This is a genomic window from Cellulosilyticum ruminicola JCM 14822 (assembly GCF_001311925.1).
In the GTDB taxonomy this organism is placed as follows: Bacteria; Bacillota; Clostridia; order Lachnospirales; family Cellulosilyticaceae; genus Cellulosilyticum; species Cellulosilyticum ruminicola.
Genome location: NZ_BBCG01000063.1, coordinates 1 through 18,785, shown reverse-complemented (window position 1 = coordinate 18,785; position 18,785 = coordinate 1). Strand labels below are relative to the sequence as shown.

The 18,785-nt window shown below is 32.0% G+C and carries 18 protein-coding genes and 2 pseudogenes; 8 read left to right on the top strand and 12 right to left on the bottom strand.

The window, feature by feature from the left end; translation table 11 throughout:
• The first annotated feature begins 264 nt into the window (after window positions 1-264).
• The 3 genes from JCM14822_RS22060 to JCM14822_RS15435 all read left to right on the top strand — a co-directional run bounded on the left by JCM14822_RS22060 (window position 265) and on the right by JCM14822_RS15435 (window position 2,397).
• Window positions 265-558 (top strand): hypothetical protein, encoded by a 294-nt coding sequence (locus JCM14822_RS22060; protein ID WP_242861529.1) that lies wholly within the window; start codon window positions 265-267, stop codon window positions 556-558.
• Window positions 495-1,685, top strand: a complete 1,191-nt coding sequence (locus JCM14822_RS15440) for a flotillin family protein (RefSeq protein ID WP_306307361.1) — start codon at window positions 495-497, stop codon at window positions 1,683-1,685. The genes JCM14822_RS22060 and JCM14822_RS15440 overlap by 64 nt, the downstream gene beginning before the upstream one ends.
• 118 nt (window positions 1,686-1,803) lie before the next feature.
• Window positions 1,804-2,397, top strand: coding sequence for a transposase (locus JCM14822_RS15435; RefSeq protein WP_242861528.1), 594 nt, complete (start codon window positions 1,804-1,806; stop codon window positions 2,395-2,397).
• Here JCM14822_RS15435 and JCM14822_RS25175 read toward each other — a convergent pair.
• From JCM14822_RS25175 to JCM14822_RS15385, 11 genes and pseudogenes are all read right to left on the bottom strand, one after another.
• Complete coding sequence (locus JCM14822_RS25175; protein WP_306307360.1) at window positions 2,297-2,551, bottom strand: transposase; 255 nt, start codon at window positions 2,549-2,551, stop codon at window positions 2,297-2,299. The genes JCM14822_RS15435 and JCM14822_RS25175 overlap by 101 nt on opposite strands.
• 96 nt (window positions 2,552-2,647) lie before the next feature.
• On the bottom strand, window positions 2,648-3,109 hold the full coding sequence (locus tag JCM14822_RS15430; RefSeq protein ID WP_054743231.1) for an IS256 family transposase: 462 nt from the start codon (window positions 3,107-3,109) through the stop codon (window positions 2,648-2,650).
• A 207-nt stretch (window positions 3,110-3,316) separates the two neighbouring features.
• Window positions 3,317-3,829 carry a peptidyl-prolyl cis-trans isomerase gene (locus JCM14822_RS15425; RefSeq protein WP_242861531.1) on the bottom strand — a complete coding sequence of 171 codons (513 nt, stop codon included), beginning with the start codon at window positions 3,827-3,829 and terminating at the stop codon, window positions 3,317-3,319.
• An 11-nt stretch (window positions 3,830-3,840) separates the two neighbouring features.
• Window positions 3,841-4,323, bottom strand: coding sequence for a SurA N-terminal domain-containing protein (locus JCM14822_RS15420; protein ID WP_054743229.1), 483 nt, complete (start codon window positions 4,321-4,323; stop codon window positions 3,841-3,843).
• Window positions 4,324-4,459: 136 nt separating this feature from the next.
• Window positions 4,460-5,926 carry a sensor histidine kinase gene (locus JCM14822_RS15415; RefSeq protein WP_054743228.1) on the bottom strand — a complete coding sequence of 489 codons (1,467 nt, stop codon included), beginning with the start codon at window positions 5,924-5,926 and terminating at the stop codon, window positions 4,460-4,462.
• A complete protein-coding gene (locus JCM14822_RS15410) occupies window positions 5,913-6,593 on the bottom strand; it encodes a response regulator transcription factor (RefSeq protein ID WP_054743227.1) in 681 nt (226 codons plus the stop codon). Before JCM14822_RS15410 ends, JCM14822_RS15415 begins: the two co-directional genes overlap by 14 nt.
• Window positions 6,594-6,719: 126 nt before the next feature.
• Window positions 6,720-7,976, bottom strand: coding sequence for a S1C family serine protease (locus tag JCM14822_RS15405; RefSeq protein ID WP_054743226.1), 1,257 nt, complete (start codon window positions 7,974-7,976; stop codon window positions 6,720-6,722).
• Window positions 7,977-8,085: 109 nt separating this feature from the next.
• Window positions 8,086-8,730 (bottom strand): SGNH/GDSL hydrolase family protein, encoded by a 645-nt coding sequence (locus tag JCM14822_RS15400; protein WP_054743225.1) that lies wholly within the window; start codon window positions 8,728-8,730, stop codon window positions 8,086-8,088.
• A 214-nt stretch (window positions 8,731-8,944) separates the two neighbouring features.
• Window positions 8,945-10,567, bottom strand: coding sequence for a sodium/proline symporter PutP (gene putP / locus JCM14822_RS15395; protein ID WP_054743224.1), 1,623 nt, complete (start codon window positions 10,565-10,567; stop codon window positions 8,945-8,947).
• A gap of 213 nt (window positions 10,568-10,780) precedes the next feature.
• Window positions 10,781-11,299, bottom strand: coding sequence for a hypothetical protein (locus tag JCM14822_RS15390; protein ID WP_054743223.1), 519 nt, complete (start codon window positions 11,297-11,299; stop codon window positions 10,781-10,783).
• A 146-nt stretch (window positions 11,300-11,445) separates the two neighbouring features.
• A pseudogene (locus JCM14822_RS15385) lies at window positions 11,446-12,803 on the bottom strand (NCS2 family permease).
• Between the two features lie 288 nt (window positions 12,804-13,091).
• Between JCM14822_RS15385 and truA the strand changes: the two are divergent.
• The 3 genes and pseudogenes from truA to htpG all read left to right on the top strand — a co-directional run bounded on the left by truA (window position 13,092) and on the right by htpG (window position 16,649).
• A complete protein-coding gene (gene truA, locus JCM14822_RS15380; RefSeq protein ID WP_054743222.1) occupies window positions 13,092-13,835 on the top strand; it encodes a tRNA pseudouridine(38-40) synthase TruA in 744 nt (247 codons plus the stop codon).
• 29 nt (window positions 13,836-13,864) lie between these two features.
• Window positions 13,865-14,317, top strand: a complete 453-nt coding sequence (locus JCM14822_RS15375) for a DUF5721 family protein (RefSeq protein WP_054743221.1) — start codon at window positions 13,865-13,867, stop codon at window positions 14,315-14,317.
• 426 nt (window positions 14,318-14,743) lie between these two features.
• A pseudogene (gene htpG, locus JCM14822_RS15370) lies at window positions 14,744-16,649 on the top strand (molecular chaperone HtpG).
• 62 nt (window positions 16,650-16,711) lie between these two features.
• On the opposite strand, the gene JCM14822_RS15365 reads toward htpG, so the two are convergent.
• Complete coding sequence (locus JCM14822_RS15365) at window positions 16,712-16,903, bottom strand: hypothetical protein (RefSeq protein WP_054743220.1); 192 nt, start codon at window positions 16,901-16,903, stop codon at window positions 16,712-16,714.
• A gap of 142 nt (window positions 16,904-17,045) precedes the next feature.
• Here JCM14822_RS15365 and JCM14822_RS22050 point away from each other — a divergent pair, with 142 nt between their 5' ends.
• Window positions 17,046-17,873, top strand: a complete 828-nt coding sequence (locus tag JCM14822_RS22050) for a redoxin domain-containing protein (RefSeq protein ID WP_054743219.1) — start codon at window positions 17,046-17,048, stop codon at window positions 17,871-17,873.
• Entirely contained in the window at window positions 17,768-18,601 is an 834-nt protein-coding gene (locus tag JCM14822_RS22045; protein WP_242861530.1) for a glycoside hydrolase family 18 protein, read from the top strand. The genes JCM14822_RS22050 and JCM14822_RS22045 overlap by 106 nt, the downstream gene beginning before the upstream one ends.
• The last annotated feature ends 184 nt before the right edge of the window (window positions 18,602-18,785 follow it).

The following is an 18,785-nucleotide window of genomic DNA, read 5'->3' as shown; positions in this document are numbered from 1 at the left end:
ATTTTATATTATTATATAATAATATAATTATATATTAAGGAGTGATTAAATGATATAAGAATATCTTGTACTTATCCTTGTTGTAGTTGGTATTATTTTAATAATCTCTATTACACTAGGTATGTGGAAGAAAATATCTCAAGTTATTAGTAATTTATAATATGTCTAAATAATAAGAGTAAATTTATATTTATATCACTCTAAACTTAGACAGCATAAAATTAAACACTCTCTAATAATATAGAAAAAACAGGAGGTATAATTATGGACATTGCAATAATATTAATAGCAATTGCACTAGTATTTGTTATATTACTTTGTATGTTCTGGAGGAAGGTCAAAGCTGATAAAGCTATGGTGATTACTGGTTTCAAACAAAGGGTTTTAAGTGGAAAAGGTGGTATAGTTATTCCATTCTTTGAAACAAGTTGTACTATTTCTTTAGAAGCTATCTCTATGACTACTGATGTAGCAGAAGCGCCATCTAACAAGGTATATTTGTTGATGTTGTTGGTACTGCTGTTGTTAAAGTACATAATGATCCCGGCTCAATTATAAAAGCAGTTGAACGTTTCTGTACTGGTAAGGTTGATGATACAGTTGGTAATATACAAAATATCGTTGAGAAAATATTAGAAGGTAAATTACGTGGTATTGTATCAACATTAACTGTTGAACAAATAAATGAAGATAGAGCTTCTTTTGAACAAAGTATTGAGGATAATATTCGTGAAGAATTAGATTCTATGGGACTTGAATTAATTTCATATTCTATTTTAAAAATAGCTACTCAAGGTGGTTATCTAGAAAACAGAGCCAAACCACAAATAGCTCAAGCACAAGCTGATGCTGACATTGCTGAAGCTGAAAGAAAACGTGATACAGAAATCAGAACTGCTGAATCAATCCGTGAAGGTCAACGTGCAAAATTAGCATCAGAAGCTGAAATTGCAGAATTTGAAAGAAATAAAAAAATAAAAACTGAAAGCTATCGTGCTGAACAAGATAAAGCTAAAGCTGATGCTGACGTAGCATATTCATTGAAAGAAATAGAAAACAAATCATTAGTTGAACAACAAAAAGCTAAATTAGCTGAAGAAGAAGCTAAACGCGTTGAAAAAGAACTTGTAGCAACTATCGAAAAGCCAGCTGAAGCTGATAAAAAGAAAAAAATCATCGAAGCTCAAGCTGCTAAAGAAAAAGCTATTCAAGAAGCTGAAGCTGATGCCAAAGCTATTCAAATAAAAGCCGAAGCTGAAGCTAATGCTAAAAGAATCATCGCCGAGGCTGAAGCTGATGCCATTAGGGCTGCTGGTGAAGCTGAAGCAAGTATCATAAAAGCTAAAGGTATTGCTGATGCTGAAGCCAAAGAAAAACTTGCTGACGCTATGTCTAAATATGGTGAAGCTGCTATAATTCAAATGGTTGTTGAAAAACTACCTGATATCATGCGTGAAGCAGCTAAACCTATGGAACAAATTGATAAAATTACAGTAATAGATAATGGTGGTCAACAGGGTGCATCTAAAGTTGCTAAATTAGTTACAGATATTACTGGGAATGGATTTGAAACCTTAAATACTATGACAGGTATTAATATTCCTCAACTTATAGAAAAATTCACTAATACTAAAGATAATTCAATAGTATCTAATATATCTACTGATAATGACAACAATGAATAAATAATACACTAGTAAGTTGGCTTATCAATTAAGTATATAAAAAAGCAACTACTAATTTGATATGATATCTCCTAAGTAGACAAGGTAAATAATCAAAATCTACTTAGGAGGTATTTTTATGTCAAAATCACCCTATACACCTGAGTTTCGTGCTCAGATGTCACAAGAATATCTTGATGGATACGGGTCCTATAATTTTTTATCTGCAAAATATAATATTGGAAGTAAAACCTTAAAACAATGGGTTGCTAAGTATAAAGTTTATGGAATCGAAGCTTTTAGTGCCAAACAAGGTAATTCTACTTACACAGTAGAATATAAACTTATGTGTGCTAAGGCCGTTTTATCTGGTGAAGGAAGTGTTGATGATATCGTTGTAAAATACAACATATCCTCAAGAGAAGTACTCCGATGCTGGATTATGAAGTATAATGCCAATAGAGAACTTAAGTATTATGATCCTAAAAGGGAGTTCTATATGGCAACTGCAAAAAGAAAAATAACTCTTGAAGAACGTAAGGAAATCGTTAAATATTGTATAAATCATGAGCGTAATTATAAAGATACAGCTACATTATTTAATGTATCCTATAGTCAGGTTTACTCATGGGTTAAGAAATTTGATGCAAATGGTGAAGAAGCATTATCTGATAAACGAGGACATCATAAAACAGATAATGAGGCAGGTATTTCTTACCCCATTGTTCCTTGACTTCTAATAGATTATTTAAAGCTGTTTCTTCATTTATTGCAGCGTAGATTGATTTTAAATCCTTTGCAAAAGCTTTTTGATCTCCAGAAGCAACATATTTCATACTCGCACGTATTTGATGAATGATACAACGTTGATGCTTTACTAAGGGCATATGCAGCTTTGTTAACAATCTGTTTTTCATCACGTACCTTATAGTGGATAGCATCTAAAAAATGAAAGAATAAACTTGTTCTAAAGGCCTATTTTGCTATTCGGATACAACTGTTAAAATACGGTCAGTAATCTTAGAAACCATATCTGCTGATATTTCTACATCATATAATTCCTTAATTTGAACATGAATATCTCGTGTAGAAAGACCAGTGGTATATAAAGATAATACTTTATCTTCAATACCAGTAATATTACGTTGATGCTTTTGAATGATTTGAGGCTCAAACTCTCCATTTCGATCTCTAGGAATATTTATCTCAACAGGATCTAATTCAGATTTAACAGTTTTGTTACTGTAGCCATTCCTGCTATTAGTAGTAGTCTTATCTGAAATCTGATATTTGTCATATCCTAATTTTTCTTCTAATTCAACTTCAAGGGCTTCTTGAAGTACATCTTTAAACATTTCCTTTAATAAATTTAATACATCATCTGTGTTAGTAAAATGTTGCTCTTTAATAAAATTTCTTACTAAATCCTTTGGTAATACTGACATAAAAAGCTCCTCCTTAAGATACATTTGATTTTTTATAATCATCGCCTTAGGAAAGAGCTTTTAATCAGTTTACACAAAATTTTATACAGGCTCAAAAAATCATCTACAAATATTTAACTATTCGTAGATGACCTTTTTATAAATATCACTTAACTAAATGACATTGGCCCCCTTGTATCCTCTTTTTTTATTACATTTCACATATAATTATAAACGATCTTCATATGTTTCAATCTTCATATCAGATTTCCATGCATCTAATTTTTTATTAAATATGTCATAACTTTTTTGCTCTTTTACAGTTTCTTTCACTTCATCTTTTACTTCATCATATGATTTTGTTACAGCTTCTTTTTGTACATTTGTTACTTTAATAAGGTGATAACCAAATTGTGTTTTAACTGGATCTGATACTTGTCCTTCAGCTAAATTTTTTGCACCTGCTAAAAAATCTGCATCGTATTGTGGGCTATCATATTCAATAAATCCTAAAGCACCACCACGGTCTTTTGTACCATCTGTACCATATTTAGCTGCAAGATCTTCAAAACTTGTACCTGCTTCATATTCTGCTTTTATTTTTTTAGCTTCTTCTTCTGTTTTTACAAGAATATGTGCCATTTCTGCACCTGCATTTGTTCTATAGTTATCTGAATTTTCTTCATAGTAAGTTTTGACTTCTTCTTCTGTGACATCTACATCTTTTGTAACATCTTCAATTACTTTACTAATTAATAAATCACTTTTGATACTTCTTTAATTTCATCTAAGTTTGTATTCATTTCTTTAAGTCTCTCATTAAATGCTTCCTCTGACTCAAAGTTTGCTTTTAATGCATCCACTTGTCCATTAATTTCATCATCTTTTACTTCAATATTATTAGCTTTTGCTTTTTGTACTAAAACTTGAGTTTCTACTAAATTTTGAAGAATCATTGCTTTTTGGTTTTCAAACTGCTCTTTAGCATTCTCATCTTTTAAATAGTCTTCTCCATATTGGCTTTTTAAGCTCTGTTCTAAGTTGTTTAAATAATTTGTATATAATCCTTCTTTATAAATTGGTGTACCATCTACAACTGCAATAACTGTTTTATCTTTTTCATCGGCTTTTGTCACTTTAGTTCCTGTATCCCCATTACTATTACCACACGCTACCATGCTTAAACTCATTGCACTAATTGCTAACACTGCGATTAATCTTTTTACCATTTTCATAGATTTTTCCTCAATTTCCTTGTTTGTTTAGTATCACTTACACTTTAAATTTTTATCGTTTATTACCTTTTATAAGGTATACTACTTATTATTATACACCTATTTGTGACGGTTTTGTGATTTTTACTTATTTTTTTTATTGATTCGCTAATTTTTTAGGCATTTCAAACCAAAATATACTACCCTTACCGCTTTCACTTTCTACCCCATATTGCGCCTTATGATTATCTAGTATTGATCTTACAATAGATAATCCTAATCCTGTTCCTATAGCAGCTCTTTTATGGGTCTTATCTACTTTATAATAACGATCCCATATATAAGGTAAATTTTCTTTTGCAATACCTTCACCTGTATCAATGACCTCTATCCTTATACAATCTTGCATAACTTTTTGCTTCACAATAACTTTCTTATCATCTCCAGTATAATTAATCGCATTATTAATTAGATTATATAATACTTGAGATATACGTAACTCATCTGCATAAACTATGGCTTCTTCATTACAAATCAAATCAATCTGATAGCCGCCCTGTTCTGTTAATGCATTATAGCGCTTTAACATTTGGCGAATACTTTCTGTAAGATTAAAAGTTGTATAAGTTAATTTAGTTGTGCCTGACTGTAATCTAGACAAATCTAACATATCATTTACAAGCTGTGAAAGATGCTTTGATTCATCAATAATAATTTGGGTATTTTCAGGTGTATTTTCACCTGGTAAATCCCGCATCATCTCTGCATAACCCGTAATTAATGTAAGTGGTGTTCTTAAATCATGAGACACATTGGCAATCAACTCTTTTCTTAAGCCTTCTGTCTTACTTAACTCCTCTGCTGCGTAATTTAATGTACGGCTCAGCTCTGATATTTCCTTATAACCATGCCCTTCAAAGGCTACTTGTTCTGGATGGGAAGCTAAAAGATTGGCCACATTATTCATTTGACTAATAGGACTTGTTATCCTTTTAGCAATATAAAAAGCTAATATAAAAGCTAATACTAGCATAAGCACCGTTACATATATTAATTGTTCACGAATTGTTTGTACTGTAGCATTGATAGGTGAAATAAGCCCATTAATAAAAATAACCACCTCACCTAAACTTGGATCATACACGACTCTTGTATACACCACACTTTTTAAGGCTTCTACCTTAGGATAAAACTTTACATTAGTATGATCATAACTACGTTCTATATTAATTGCACGATAAGGCCTTTTTTCAATAGCTATATTATTCTTATGAGATTTCGCTTTATAAATCAACCTTTTATATTGATCATGGCTTACATTAGGATAAATACTATTGCCACCTAAATCATTTTCTACATAAACCACATAACCATTAGCATCTGTAATAACAATACAAAGTTCTTTTTCAGCTGCTACTTGTGCAATCACATCCAAAATCCCATTTTTACCGATATTATTACCTATTTGATTCCCAATCTTTTTAATCTCTTTTACTTTAATACTTTCATAGAAATCATTTAAAAATATAACCTGAAACAACCATAACACTATAATTAAAACGCCTACAAATCCAGCTAAATAGTTAAACAGCTGCCATTTCATACTCCATCTATTTTTCTTCAAAACGATATCCCACCCCTCTTAGGGTTACGATTAAATCTGCATATTTGCCAAGTGTTTTTCTAAGCAGTTTAATATGTGTGTCTAAAGTACGGTCATCACCATAGTAATCATAGCCCCATACATTACTAATCAGCATTTCTCTTGTTAGTGCAATACCTCTATTTTTCACCATATAAAAGAATAATTCATACTCTTTAGGCGTCATATCTACCACTTTGCCATCAATAGTTACCATGCGTCCATCAAAATCTACGACAATCCCTTGGATTTTCACCTCATTTTTAGTAACTATTTCTACTGCTTGTGGCTGGCTACGTTTAATAATAGCAGAAATACGCATCATCAATTCCTTCGGTGAAAATGGCTTCACTACATAATCATCTACACCTATTTCAAACCCATGAATGCGATCATATTCCTCACCTCTTGCTGAAAGCATAATCACAGGTGTTTGGCAAAATTTCTTAATCTCTTTACAAACCGAGAAGCCATCTAACTCTGGCATCATCACGTCCATAATAATAATATCAAATTTTTCTTTTTTACAAATTTCAATGGCACTCATACCATCAGCCGCTTCTGTCACAGTGTGTCCCTCAAAAACTGCATATTTCTTAATGATCTCACGAATCATTTTTTCATCATCTACGATTAATATATTGTACATGCTACACTCCTTGTCTCTATAAGCACTATTTTTTATATTATTGTAACATATCTTTATTTATAAGACATTATAAAGTAAAAAGCACCATAACCCTTATCACTGAGGTTATAGTGCCCTATCTTAACCTTAATTAGATTGTGGTTTATTTTCTGATAATACTAGATTCTTTGTTAACATTTGTCCATCTCTTGAAATTGTCATTTTAACAGTATCGCCTACTTTTTTATCTTGTAAGATTTTGCTGATATCAGCTGTATCTGTAACCTCTTGATTATCAATAGCTAAGATGCAATCACCTACTGCAAGTCCAGATTTTTCAGAATTTGTACCTGGTGTAAGTCCTTGAATATAGACTCCCATACGATTTAAACGATACTGCATAGCTGTTTGAAGTGAATCCACTTGTAAAACAGATACGCCAAGTACTGGTCTACCTGTTACATAGCCATTATTCATAAGTTCATTAACGATATTTTTCACTTCATTAACTGGAATAGCAAATCCCAAACCTTCCACATCACTTCCTGCTGATTTTGCTACAACAAGTCCTACAAGCTGTCCTTGATCATTAAATAAACCGCCTCCTGAGTTACCTGGGTTAATAGCTGCATTTGTTTGAAGCAAGTTCATTGTTTGTCCATCTAAAGTAATTTCACGGTCTAAGGCACTAATAATACCATTTGTTACTGTACCACCTAATTGTCCCAGTGGATTTCCAATAGCTACTGCAAGTTCACCTACTTGTAACTGATCAGAATCACCTAATGATGCTGGTGTAAGTGTTGCCCCTTGAATTTTTAAAAGTGCCACATCTGTTTTTGAATCTGTGCCTACTAAAGTAGCTTCATATGTCTCGCCATTTCTTAATCTTACTGTAATCTTACTTGCTCCATTAATTACATGATTATTTGTAACTATATAACCTTCTTTTGAAACAACTACACCACTTCCTGCACCTTCTGCTATGAATTGTTGCATATGCCTGCCATTTGTTGCAATCTCAGTTGTAATCTCTACCACTGAATCGGCTGCAATACTTGCAACTTCTACTACAGATAAGCTGCTACCTGTGCGGCTGTTTGTGGCTGTTTGTACTAAATTTGTTTGCTTACTAGCTGTTGTTTCACTAACTACAGCTGCTTCTTTATTAGGATATTGATTAAATACATAACCTCCAAGTCCAAATGAGCCTACTGTTAAAGTACAAACCCCAATAATTGAAGCTATTTTCTTACGTGTTGCACGTGCTTTCTCTGATTTTAATAATGCCTGTGCTGCTGCTTCTTGTTTTCTTGTTTCCTCTTGTTTTCTAAGTTCTTCCTGTTCTGCTTTCATTCTATTTTCCATTAAAGCTTTCATTGCTTCATCATCTTCATAATACATAATTTATTCCTCCCTTAAGACCTGTCGTTTATCTTTATGTATATAGAATAATCATGTTATGTGATGACTTTTTGAACATTAACTGAAAACGTGTTGAATTGCACTTCACTTACTCTTCATCTTCATAAACTTTATCTCTATCTTTTAATACACCTTGATAGTTAATAAGTTTGGTCATTTCTAAAAAAATCAAATCATATAATAAATCTTGCCCATTTTGATTTAATCCTAAACCATTCATATATTCTTTATAGCTATTTTTCTTACTTAAATATGTAAACAAATCTAAAAGCATGCCATTCCATTCTATTACAGCTTCTTCAATAACCTTTCTATATTCTAAAAGTACTTTATTATTAAACTTCTCTTCTGCTAGCTCTGGTAAAATAGGAGGTGGTGTAACCACTATAGGAATAGGGCGACAGCCATTTAACCCTGTACGATTATTATGTTTATGAATCTTAGCTAGTAACTCATTTAAAATTTCCTTATAAGTATCTACTGAAATATAGCCTTGACTATCTTGCTTCATCTCAGCTGATGAAAGATTAATAAAAACAATATTAGGATGATGTACAAGTACTTTATCTTCTAAATTGTCTAAAAGGTTTTTCACAGTAGTCCCATTTTGGTATAACACATTCCACAAAATATTAGGATAATAACCATCTAAATGTGCATCTAATCGCTCTATGTAAGTAATCAAATTCTTAGTCTGTAATTGACCATATCCTATAAGCGTTGTTTTAATCATACAGCTTCCTCCATTTTTAAATTTCTTCACCCTAACAATAAGCTTGCACTCTCTCCTTGAGCTTTCTTTTAAATATCCATTTCATTATAATACATTTATTCAAATTTATCCAACAATTATAAATAATTATATTCAACCTAATTTTTTAATAGTTACTTATATACAATAAAAAGGTATAAAGCTTTCACTCTTTATACCTCATTATTATGCCTATCTATAAGTTCATTTTTTTAAATTTATTGGCCATAACTTGTTGTCCCTTTTGATCTAAACTACTTACTATATAAATCACAAGAAGGGCAAGTAAAAATCCTGGTACGATTTCATATAAACCGAAGAGTACAACTTGTGGAAAATGTGTTGCAAGCGATTTCCAAATAATCGTGGTGACACCACCTGTAATCATCCCTGCAAGTGCTGCCTTCCCTGTCATTTTACGATAGAATAATGACATCAAAACTACTGGCCCAAAGGTTGCCCCAAATCCTGCCCACGCATAAGCTACAAGAGCAAGTACTGAAGAATTATTAGGATCCATTGCAATACAGTACGCACATACAGCAACTAAAATAATTGTAAAGCGGCTCACCCATACAAGTTCTTTTTCAGAAGCATTTTTACGTAAGATTCCACGATAAAGGTCTTCTGAAATAGAGGAAGCTGTTACAAGGAGTTGTGAATCTGCTGTACTCATAACCGCTGCTAAAATAGCTGATAATAATACACCTGAAATTAAAACTGGTGTATAACGCATTACAAGTTCCATAAACACATATTCACCATCTAAATTCTGAATATAACTCATTTGATTTGTAATATTTACATATTCAGTTGAACCTGCCTCAAGAGTAGCTAATGTACCTTGTAAATTATTTAATGTTCCTTCCAAAACGCTACGTCCTAAAACTCCAATTAGTACAGCGCCTGTAAGTGAAATAATGACCCAAATCATAGCAATAAGGCGTGAATCTTTAATTTCCTCCGGATTTTTAACAGCCATGAATCTCACCAAAATATGTGGCTGACCAAAATAACCAAGTCCCCATGCAATAGAAGAAATAATACTAATGATTGCTACTGTGATGCCTCCCCCTACACCAGCTAAAGCATCTGTATTCCAGAAGCTTAAAAACCCTACCTCTGAAATCACGTCACGACTGCCATTAATAATAGATAAATTAAAGTTTAAAGCACCTATTTCTGCTGTTGCACCTTTTACAACCATAATTGGTAAAGCTACAATTGCAAAAAACATTAAAATACCTTGAATAAGGTCAGTCCAACATACAGCTAAAAAGCCACCTAAAAATGTGTAAGTAATAATAACCACTGTTCCAATAAGTACTGCTGTACTATATTTGATATTAAATACACTGTTCAAAAGTTTACCACCAGCTACAAAGCTAGATGCTGTATAAAATAAGAAAAAGATTAAAATAAAAATAGAAGATGCGACTCTTAAAATACGACTTTGATCCTCAAAACGGTTTTCGAAATAACTTGATAATGTAATAGAATTATCAAACTTTTCTGTATAAGTACGCAATTTTTTAGCAATAATTTTCCAGTTAAAATATGTACCTATAGCTAACCCAATAGCAATCCATACTGAATTACTCACGCCTCCAAGGAAAGCTGCACCAGGCAATCCCATTAAAAGCCAGCCACTCATATCAGAAGCTTGTGCACTTAAGGATGTTACCCATTTACCAAGTCCTCTACCTCCTAAAATGTAATCTGATAAGTTCTTGGTTTTGAAATAAAAATACATACCTATACCTAGCATCACAAATAAGTATAAACAAAATGTAATAAGTATAACTACATTTTTCTCCATATACTCCCTCCATTTCTCATCTTTCATATTTTATATATTTTTTAGTATATCATACATTATTTTATATTAATACATTATATTCTAATTTTTATACATTAATGTATTTGCCATCTATTTTATTAGGCATAAAAAATAAAGGAGCTCTATCACTCCTTTATTTCTTATAATATTTATTTATCTTAGAGACATTGCCTCATTTTATATTAAACATACTTAATCTAATAGTATTCTACTTATAGTATTTAAAATTTTCTCTTTATCTGTTGCAACATCATAGAATCCTTTAGATGGATATAACCTTTGAATATCCACTGTACGCATATCCCCTATTTGAAGTCTTGTAATAAAATGATTTGAGAAATCTTTTACTTCAATATCCATTTGAAACTCTTTATCTGGTGGTAACGAATCTGGCTTCACTGATGTAGTTGGAATAATAACAAACTTCGTTTTAAAATACTTAAATATGTAACACCAATGTCCACCATAAAGCTCCTTTGGAAAACCACGCGTTAAATTAAAATATGCTATTTGATGTACCTTAGGTAATTGTTTTGGTCTATAAAACGTAGTAGATGGATCTCCCGTTTGATTTGGTGTAAGCTCATCATAAAAGTACTTAATCTGGCCAACTTGATAATTTAAATCTTCTAGAAATCCTCTTTTTTGCTCATAGTTTTTAATGTTTCTAAAGTCTTGCATAATCTTCTGCATAAACTCTTCGTTATCCACATACATCCCCCTTCTCTTTTTTTAACTATTTACATGTACTTATAACTAAAGTTTTATATTAATAAAGTCATGCAAAAAGTGATACGAATTATATTATATATATCGTATCACTTTAAATTTTTATTTAGTTTTTTTTTAATATTATTCTACATTAATGATGAAACAATTAACTTAATAATAAAGAGTACGGCTAAAATATACATCATAACACTAATTTCTTTACGTTTGCCAGAAAAGAATTTTACAAATACATAAGTAATCCCACCAAAAATAATTCCCTCGGAAATACTTGCTGTAAATGACATCATTGCAATTGTTAAGAAAGCTGGCAATGCTTCTGTAATATCCGTAAAATCTACCTTTACAATACTATCAATCATAAGTACACCTACTACAATAAGTGCTGGTGCTGTTGCAAAACTTGGAATAGCCATAAAGATTGGTGCAAAGAATAATGCAAGGGCAAAACAAACTGCTGTTGAAATAGCTGTAAGTCCTGTACGTCCGCCTTCCATAACACCTGCTGAACTTTCTACAAATGTTGTAACAGTTGAAGTTCCTAAAGCAGCTCCTACTGTAGTTCCAACGGCATCTGCAAGGAATGCTTGTTTAATACGTGGTAATTCACCTTTTTCATTGAGATAACCAGCTTTTTCAGCTACACCCATAAGTGTGCCTAATGTATCAAATAAGTCAACGAATAAGAATGAAAAAACAACTACAATAAATGTAAAAATATTATCTGCACTACCAAAGATTTCACTTGCTTTTGGTATTTTGAAAAACACCTCACCAAATCCATCAAATAAAGCACCACTTGCACTAAAGCTTGGTAATAATGAATAAACACCAGCTTCTACATCTACCTTATACCAACCAATAGCTTGTGCACCGATTCCAAATACCCAAGTTGTTAAGATTCCAATTAAAATAGCACCTTTCACATTACGTTTCATTAGAACAACAGTTACAATAACACCAAGCATACATAATACAGCTGGTGGTGTAACCATATTACCAAGTCCTACCAAGTTGCTATTATTATCAATAACGATATTTGCACCTTTTAGTCCAATGAATGCAATGAATAAACCAATTCCTGCACTTACAGAAGCTTTCATACAACTTGGAATTGCATTAAATAATGCTTCTCTTACATTACATAAAGTTAAAATAATAAAGATTAAACCTTCTACAAAAACTGCTGCTAATGCAAACTGCCATGAATACCCCCAGTTCATTACTACAGTATATGTAAAGAATGCATTAAGACCCATACCTGGTGCTAAAGCAAATGGATAATTAGCTACAAGCCCCATAACAACGCATCCAATGATTGATGCAAAAATGGTTGCAACAAATACCCCCTGTTGATTCATCCTGCATCTCCAAGTATTTGTGGATTAACTGCAAGTATATATGCCATTGTCATAAAAGTTGTAATACCTGCTGCTATTTCACGCTTCACGTTTGTATTATTCTCTTTCAACTTAAAGTAACCCATTTTAACCTCCTTAATATAACCTGTTTGATAAATTTACAAGAAAACAAATTAATTTACTATATATAGATATTTCACTTCCTTCATAATAATACCTTAATCTAAAAAATAAGTCAAAGGTTTTTCGAACATTTTTATATCTTTTTTACATAATATTCGATTTTATTTCTTGTATAGTTTCTTAAATTTATGTATATGCTCCTAATAATAAGTTACTTAAAGGCTAATGCATATCTAAATGAACTATGTTATACTAATCGTAAAGATTTATTTTTAAAGAAAGGCTTAACTATGATTAATTATAAATTAGTACTCGCTTATGATGGTTCAAAATATAACGGCTTTCAAAGGCAGAGTAAACACCCAGAGAAAACAATTCAAGGTAAAATAGAAGCTGTACTTTCTAGACTCTTTGAAGAAGAAATTCAAATCATTGGTTCAGGTCGTACAGATGCAGGTGTTCATTCACATGGACAAACTTGCAACTTTTTCAGTGAACGTTCTATTCCTTTAGACAAAATCTCTGATTACCTTTTTAACTATTTACCAAAAGATATTGCTGTAGTGAACTTAGCCATTGCTTCACCTCGCTTCCACTCACGTTATAACGTGGTGAAAAAATGCTATGTTTATGCACTTGATAATAATAAATTTGCGGATCCTTTTACACTTAAATATGCTTATCATGTTCCAGAACCTTTAAATATTACGGCCATGGAAGAAGCTAGCAAACATTTACTTGGCAAACATGATTTCAAGAGCTTTACCTCTCTTAAATCAAAAACGAAATCTACAGTACGTACAATCTATTCTATCAATTTTGCCGTTTCAGGTTCCAAAATTCAAATCACTTATGAAGGGGATGGTTTCTTACAACATATGGTCCGTATTTTAACAGGTACTTTAGTTGAAGTTGGTTTAGAACTTAAGTCACCTAATGAAATCCCTGGTATTTTAGAAGCTTTAGAACGTGCAAAAGCCGGTGCCACTGCGCCTAGTCATGGGCTTTATATGGAAAAAGTATTTTATGATTAATAAAATTTTTTAATAATAGGAGGTAGCTTATGGAAACATATTCTATTTCTAATAGAAAAGAATTCATGAATAAGCTCTTAAAATCTGAGCTTTTTGATACATTTGAGGTTAAAGAAATCGTCATCCATGCAGCTTTTAAACTTATTATTGATGGTAACCGTAATATGGATTACTTTGATACCTTAAATGACGAAACTTACTCAAAACTTCTAACTTGGGGCGAAGTGCGTAAACATGTTTATGAACTCATGCAAGGCACCAAAATGCCAACTTACTTTAAAATTATATTAGGTACTAATAAAGAAAAAACAGCTTCTTTAGCACCTGAAGCTTCTGCTTTTTACCTAAACATTCATTTTAAAGAAAACCAAATCAGTTGCAGTACTGGCACTTCTTATAAAACTTTTACATTAGACAAAAGTGCCGATATATTATGGGATGAAAAAATGAAGCAGTTTTTATTTAAATATCAGTTTATGTAAAACTATTAAATACGTTTATCATCTTACAGTCTCATCATCTTAAATTTATAGTGGCCATCACCTTTACATATTCTGTAAATACAAATGTTTGTACTAAAGGTAATGGCCACTTTTTCATTAACTGTATTGCATTGAAAGATAATTTTGTTAAATAGGAGGTACTCATGGATTACAATAAACTTTATTCTAGTTTTACATCCTTACTTTTGATGACTATTATTCAACTTCTTGTCAGTTGCTTTTTATTACACCATATACTTATGACGATTTTATCGCTTACTGCATGTATTTTATGTTTAAGCAGTTTATTTTACATCAATAGCAAATGTAACCCTAAGAAATAATTTATTATTCATTATATTTTCTTCAAATGTGTATTTTATACTTTATACGATAAAAAAAGATTCATCTAAGGAGGTACCTTTTATGTCTAAACAAGGTAATTTATCAATTAATAGCGAAAATATTTTCCCTATTATTAAAAAATGGCTCTACTCAGATCACGATATCTTTACACGTGAAGTAATCTCAAATGCATGTGATGCCATTTTAAAATTTAAAAAGCTTTGTGATATGGGTGAAGCTACAGACACGGTAAATGAAGATTTCAAAGTTGTTGTTACTGTAGATAAAGAAGCTAAAACACTTACCTTTGCTGATAATGGTATTGGTATGACAGAGGAAGAAATCGAAAAATATATTACACAAATTGCTTTTTCAGGTGCAGAAGATTTCTTAGCAAAATACAAAGATAAAATGAACGAAGATCAAATCATTGGTCACTTCGGACTTGGTTTCTATTCTGTTTTTATGGTGGCTGATACTGTTGATATTGATACTGTTTCATATCAAACAAATACTGCTGTTAAATGGACTTGTGATGGTGGGACAACCTATGAACTTTCAGAAGGTACGCGTACATCTCGTGGTACAACAATTACACTCCACATCAATGAAGAAAGTACCATGTTCTTAGAATATTACACTGTACTTCAAACCATTGAAAAATATTGTTCTTTCATGCCTGTGCCAATTTATGTCATTGATGCACAAAAAGAAGCTGAAAGACTTGCTGAAGCTGCAAAAAAAGAAGCCGAACCAATTGATGTAGATGAAAATGGTAATGCAAAAGCTCCATCTGAAGTAGATGATGCGCCAAAACCTATTAATGATGCACATCCTCTTTATGTAAAACAGCCATCTGAATGTAAAGATGATGAATACAAAGAATTCTATCGTAAAACATTTGCAGACTTTAATGAACCTCTCTTCTGGATTCATTTAAATATGGATTATCCTTTTAGATTAAAAGGTATTCTTTACTTTCCTAAACTTTCACACGAACTTGAAACTATTGAAGGACGCATTAAACTTTATAACAATCAAGTATTCGTAGCTGAAAACATTAAAGAAGTTATTCCTGAGTTCTTACTTTTATTAAAAGGTGTTATTGATTGTCCTGACTTACCACTTAACGTTTCAAGAAGCTTACTTCAAAATGATGGATTCGTTACTAAAATTGCTGACTACATTACTAAAAAAGTCGCTGATAAACTTATTTCACTTTCTAAAAAGGATAATGAAACTTATAAAAAATTCTGGGATGATATTGCACCATTTATCAAATATGGTTGCCTTAAAGAAAGTAAATTCTTTGATAAAATGAAGGATTATATCTTATTTAAAACAACAAATGATGATTATGTTACACTTAATGAGTATCTTGAACGTGTCAAAGAAACAAATGAAAATACAGTCTTCTATATTTCTAATCAAGAACAACAATCACAATACATTAAAATGTTTAAAGACAATAATCTATGTGCTGTTTACCTTGAACATTCAATTGATGGTCCATTTATGTCTCATCTTGAATACAGCAATCAAGCTGTTAAATTCAAACGTATCGACTCTAATATTTCAGATGCATTAAAAGGTGAAGCTGCAGATAAAACTTATGAAGAAAACCTTACAACACTCTTTAAAGAAAAAAGTGCATAATGATTCTCTTAAAGTAAGTGTAGAAAACTTAAAATCTAACCACGTTGCTTCTATGATTTTAATCTCTGAAGAAAGCAGACGTATGCAAGAAATGATGAAAATGTACAATATGATGGGAATGGCTGCACCAGAAACTGAAATGACACTTGTATTAAATCAAAACCATCCTCTTGTAGATGCCCTTGCACATAAAGATTTAAATGATGAAACTAAAACTTTAGTTTGTGAGCACCTTTATGATCTTGCCCTTCTTGCAAATCAAAGTTTAAGCGCAGATGCCATGTACGCCTTTGTAGAACGTAGTAATAAATTGCTTGGTATGATTATTTAATAAAACTCAAAAAAGGAATGCTCTAGGGCATTCCTTTTTTGTATCTATATAATAATACTCTATTAACACATACCTGCGCCTATCGCTAACATTTCACCTATGGCTTGAAGAATATCTGATGTAATACCTAAAGTATCTTTATCCATTACTTCTATTAATAATAAAGCAACCACTGCTGAAAATATAATGGCACCTTGTGGTGAACTAAAAAAGCCACTACAACAGTATGAACCAAGTCCTCTAGTATCTATCATAAAATCACCTATTTCATTAAGCTATTTTATCTTATGCGTTTGCACCATTATGTGTGCTAATTCTATATTCTAAATCTATCATAGGACATCTTTTCCTTGAATAATATAAGATTGAATACTTATGCTTTTAAGGAGTGATGAAATGGGCCCTTTAAAAATTGGTTCTAAAATACCTTCTTTTACAGCTTCTAGTACACAAGGTCTCATTAACCTAGATAATTATAAAGGGAAATGGATACTCTTAGTTTGCAATCCTACAGACTTTAACACTTCTCGCAAAAATGAAATAATTACGTTACTAAAGCATGCTCCTAATTTAAAAAATCTTGAACTTGAAATTTTGCCGATTTGCATGGATCCATCTGCTGCACATCTCAATTGGTTTTATGCTACGGTTAACCTTGACCGTTATGATATGCCTTTCCCAATTGTAGATGATAGGGAGGGTAAAATTGGTAAATCGATTGGTATACCTGCTGCAGTTATGCGTCAGGCAAACACTGAAGTTTTTCTCATCTCTCCTGAGCAAACTTTGGTTCAGCAATTTTCTGTTCCAGTACTTAATAGTGTCAGCCTTCAAAATATCATAAGCACCTTTGAAGGGTTAAAAAATAGTTATCGCCCTGAAATTCAAAGTTTCGAAAATGCACCTTCTGGTACCAATCCATATTGTCAGGTTCAACATATTGTAGGCGAATATGTACTAGGTAATCCTAATAATGTAGATGCTAACTTACTTGACTTTGCTATTTATGCTTTTGCACTTATTAATCCAAATGGTACATTTACAGTTTATTCTACCCGTTACCTTGAAGAATTAGTTAACTTAAAATCCGAAAATCCTAATATTAAAATTATCATGCCATCGGTGGTTGGGGTGCTGACGGCTTCTCTGATGCAGCACTTACCCCTACTTCCCGTTATGCCTTTGCTAGGGAAGCACAACGTTGGGTTAATGACTATGGCTTAGATGGCATAGATATTGACTGGGAATATCCTGGTTCTAGTGCTTCTGGTATTAAGTCTAGAAAGCAGGACCGTGAAAATTTCACCTTATTACTTACAGCTCTAAGAGATGTTCTAGGTCCAGATGCATGGATTAGCGTAGCTGGTACAGGGGAAAATGCTTATATTAATAATGTAGAAATCGCCAATATTGCACCTATCATTAACCACTTTAATTTAATGGCTTATGACTTTACTGCCGGTGAAACAGGCGCCAATGCAGGCAAACATCAATCTAATCTCTATCCATCTAGCTTATCCCTTGGTAATACTAGTGTAGATGGTCAGATTCAAAATCTTATTTCTGCGGGTATGCCTTCCTATAAAATCCTAATGGGCATCCCATTCTATGGTCGTTATGGTGCTACTGAAACCAAAACCTATGATGATTTACGTAAAAATTTCATCAATAAGAATGGCTATCAAGTCAGATGGGATGATACGGCTAAAGTACCTTATCTCGTAGACTCTAGAGGTAATTTTGCTTATTCATATGACAACTTACTTTCTATTTATTATAAAGGTCTTTATGTTATCCAAAATTGTCTTGGTGGTATATTTGCTTGGCAAAGCAGTATGGATAGAGCAAATATCCTCACTAATGCCATGTCACAAGCTATCCGAAATCCTTCTTTACTTGAACAACTCATTGAAGATAATTATGGCACAAAAATAGGACCTACTAATTCTTAAGAAATGCCACATATATAATTTAAGCAGTTATGGTAACAAAGTATATTTTCTAGTTATGGATACAGTTATCTCACTTACAAAATCCAGACATGGATACAAATAGGAGATTTACATGAAGAAAAAAATTAAATTATTAAGTACAAAAGATATTCAAAGCTATTCTATCAAATAAAAAAGTGGCTCC

Coding starts and splice junctions, on each gene's coding strand:
- JCM14822_RS22060 (WP_242861529.1), top strand. CDS start 265: ATGGACATTGCAATAATATTAATAGCAATTGCACTAGTATTTGTTATA.
- JCM14822_RS15435 (WP_242861528.1), top strand. CDS start 1,804: ATGTCAAAATCACCCTATACACCTGAGTTTCGTGCTCAGATGTCACAA.
- JCM14822_RS25175 (WP_306307360.1), bottom strand. CDS start 2,551: ATGCCCTTAGTAAAGCATCAACGTTGTATCATTCATCAAATACGTGCG.
- JCM14822_RS15430 (WP_054743231.1), bottom strand. CDS start 3,109: ATGTCAGTATTACCAAAGGATTTAGTAAGAAATTTTATTAAAGAGCAA.
- JCM14822_RS15420 (WP_054743229.1), bottom strand. CDS start 4,323: ATGAAAATGGTAAAAAGATTAATCGCAGTGTTAGCAATTAGTGCAATG.
- JCM14822_RS15410 (WP_054743227.1), bottom strand. CDS start 6,593: ATGTACAATATATTAATCGTAGATGATGAAAAAATGATTCGTGAGATC.
- JCM14822_RS15405 (WP_054743226.1), bottom strand. CDS start 7,976: ATGTATTATGAAGATGATGAAGCAATGAAAGCTTTAATGGAAAATAGA.
- JCM14822_RS15400 (WP_054743225.1), bottom strand. CDS start 8,730: ATGATTAAAACAACGCTTATAGGATATGGTCAATTACAGACTAAGAAT.
- putP (WP_054743224.1), bottom strand. CDS start 10,567: ATGGAGAAAAATGTAGTTATACTTATTACATTTTGTTTATACTTATTT.
- truA (WP_054743222.1), top strand. CDS start 13,092: ATGATTAATTATAAATTAGTACTCGCTTATGATGGTTCAAAATATAAC.
- JCM14822_RS15375 (WP_054743221.1), top strand. CDS start 13,865: ATGGAAACATATTCTATTTCTAATAGAAAAGAATTCATGAATAAGCTC.
- JCM14822_RS15365 (WP_054743220.1), bottom strand. CDS start 16,903: ATGATAGATACTAGAGGACTTGGTTCATACTGTTGTAGTGGCTTTTTT.
- JCM14822_RS22050 (WP_054743219.1), top strand. CDS start 17,046: ATGGGCCCTTTAAAAATTGGTTCTAAAATACCTTCTTTTACAGCTTCT.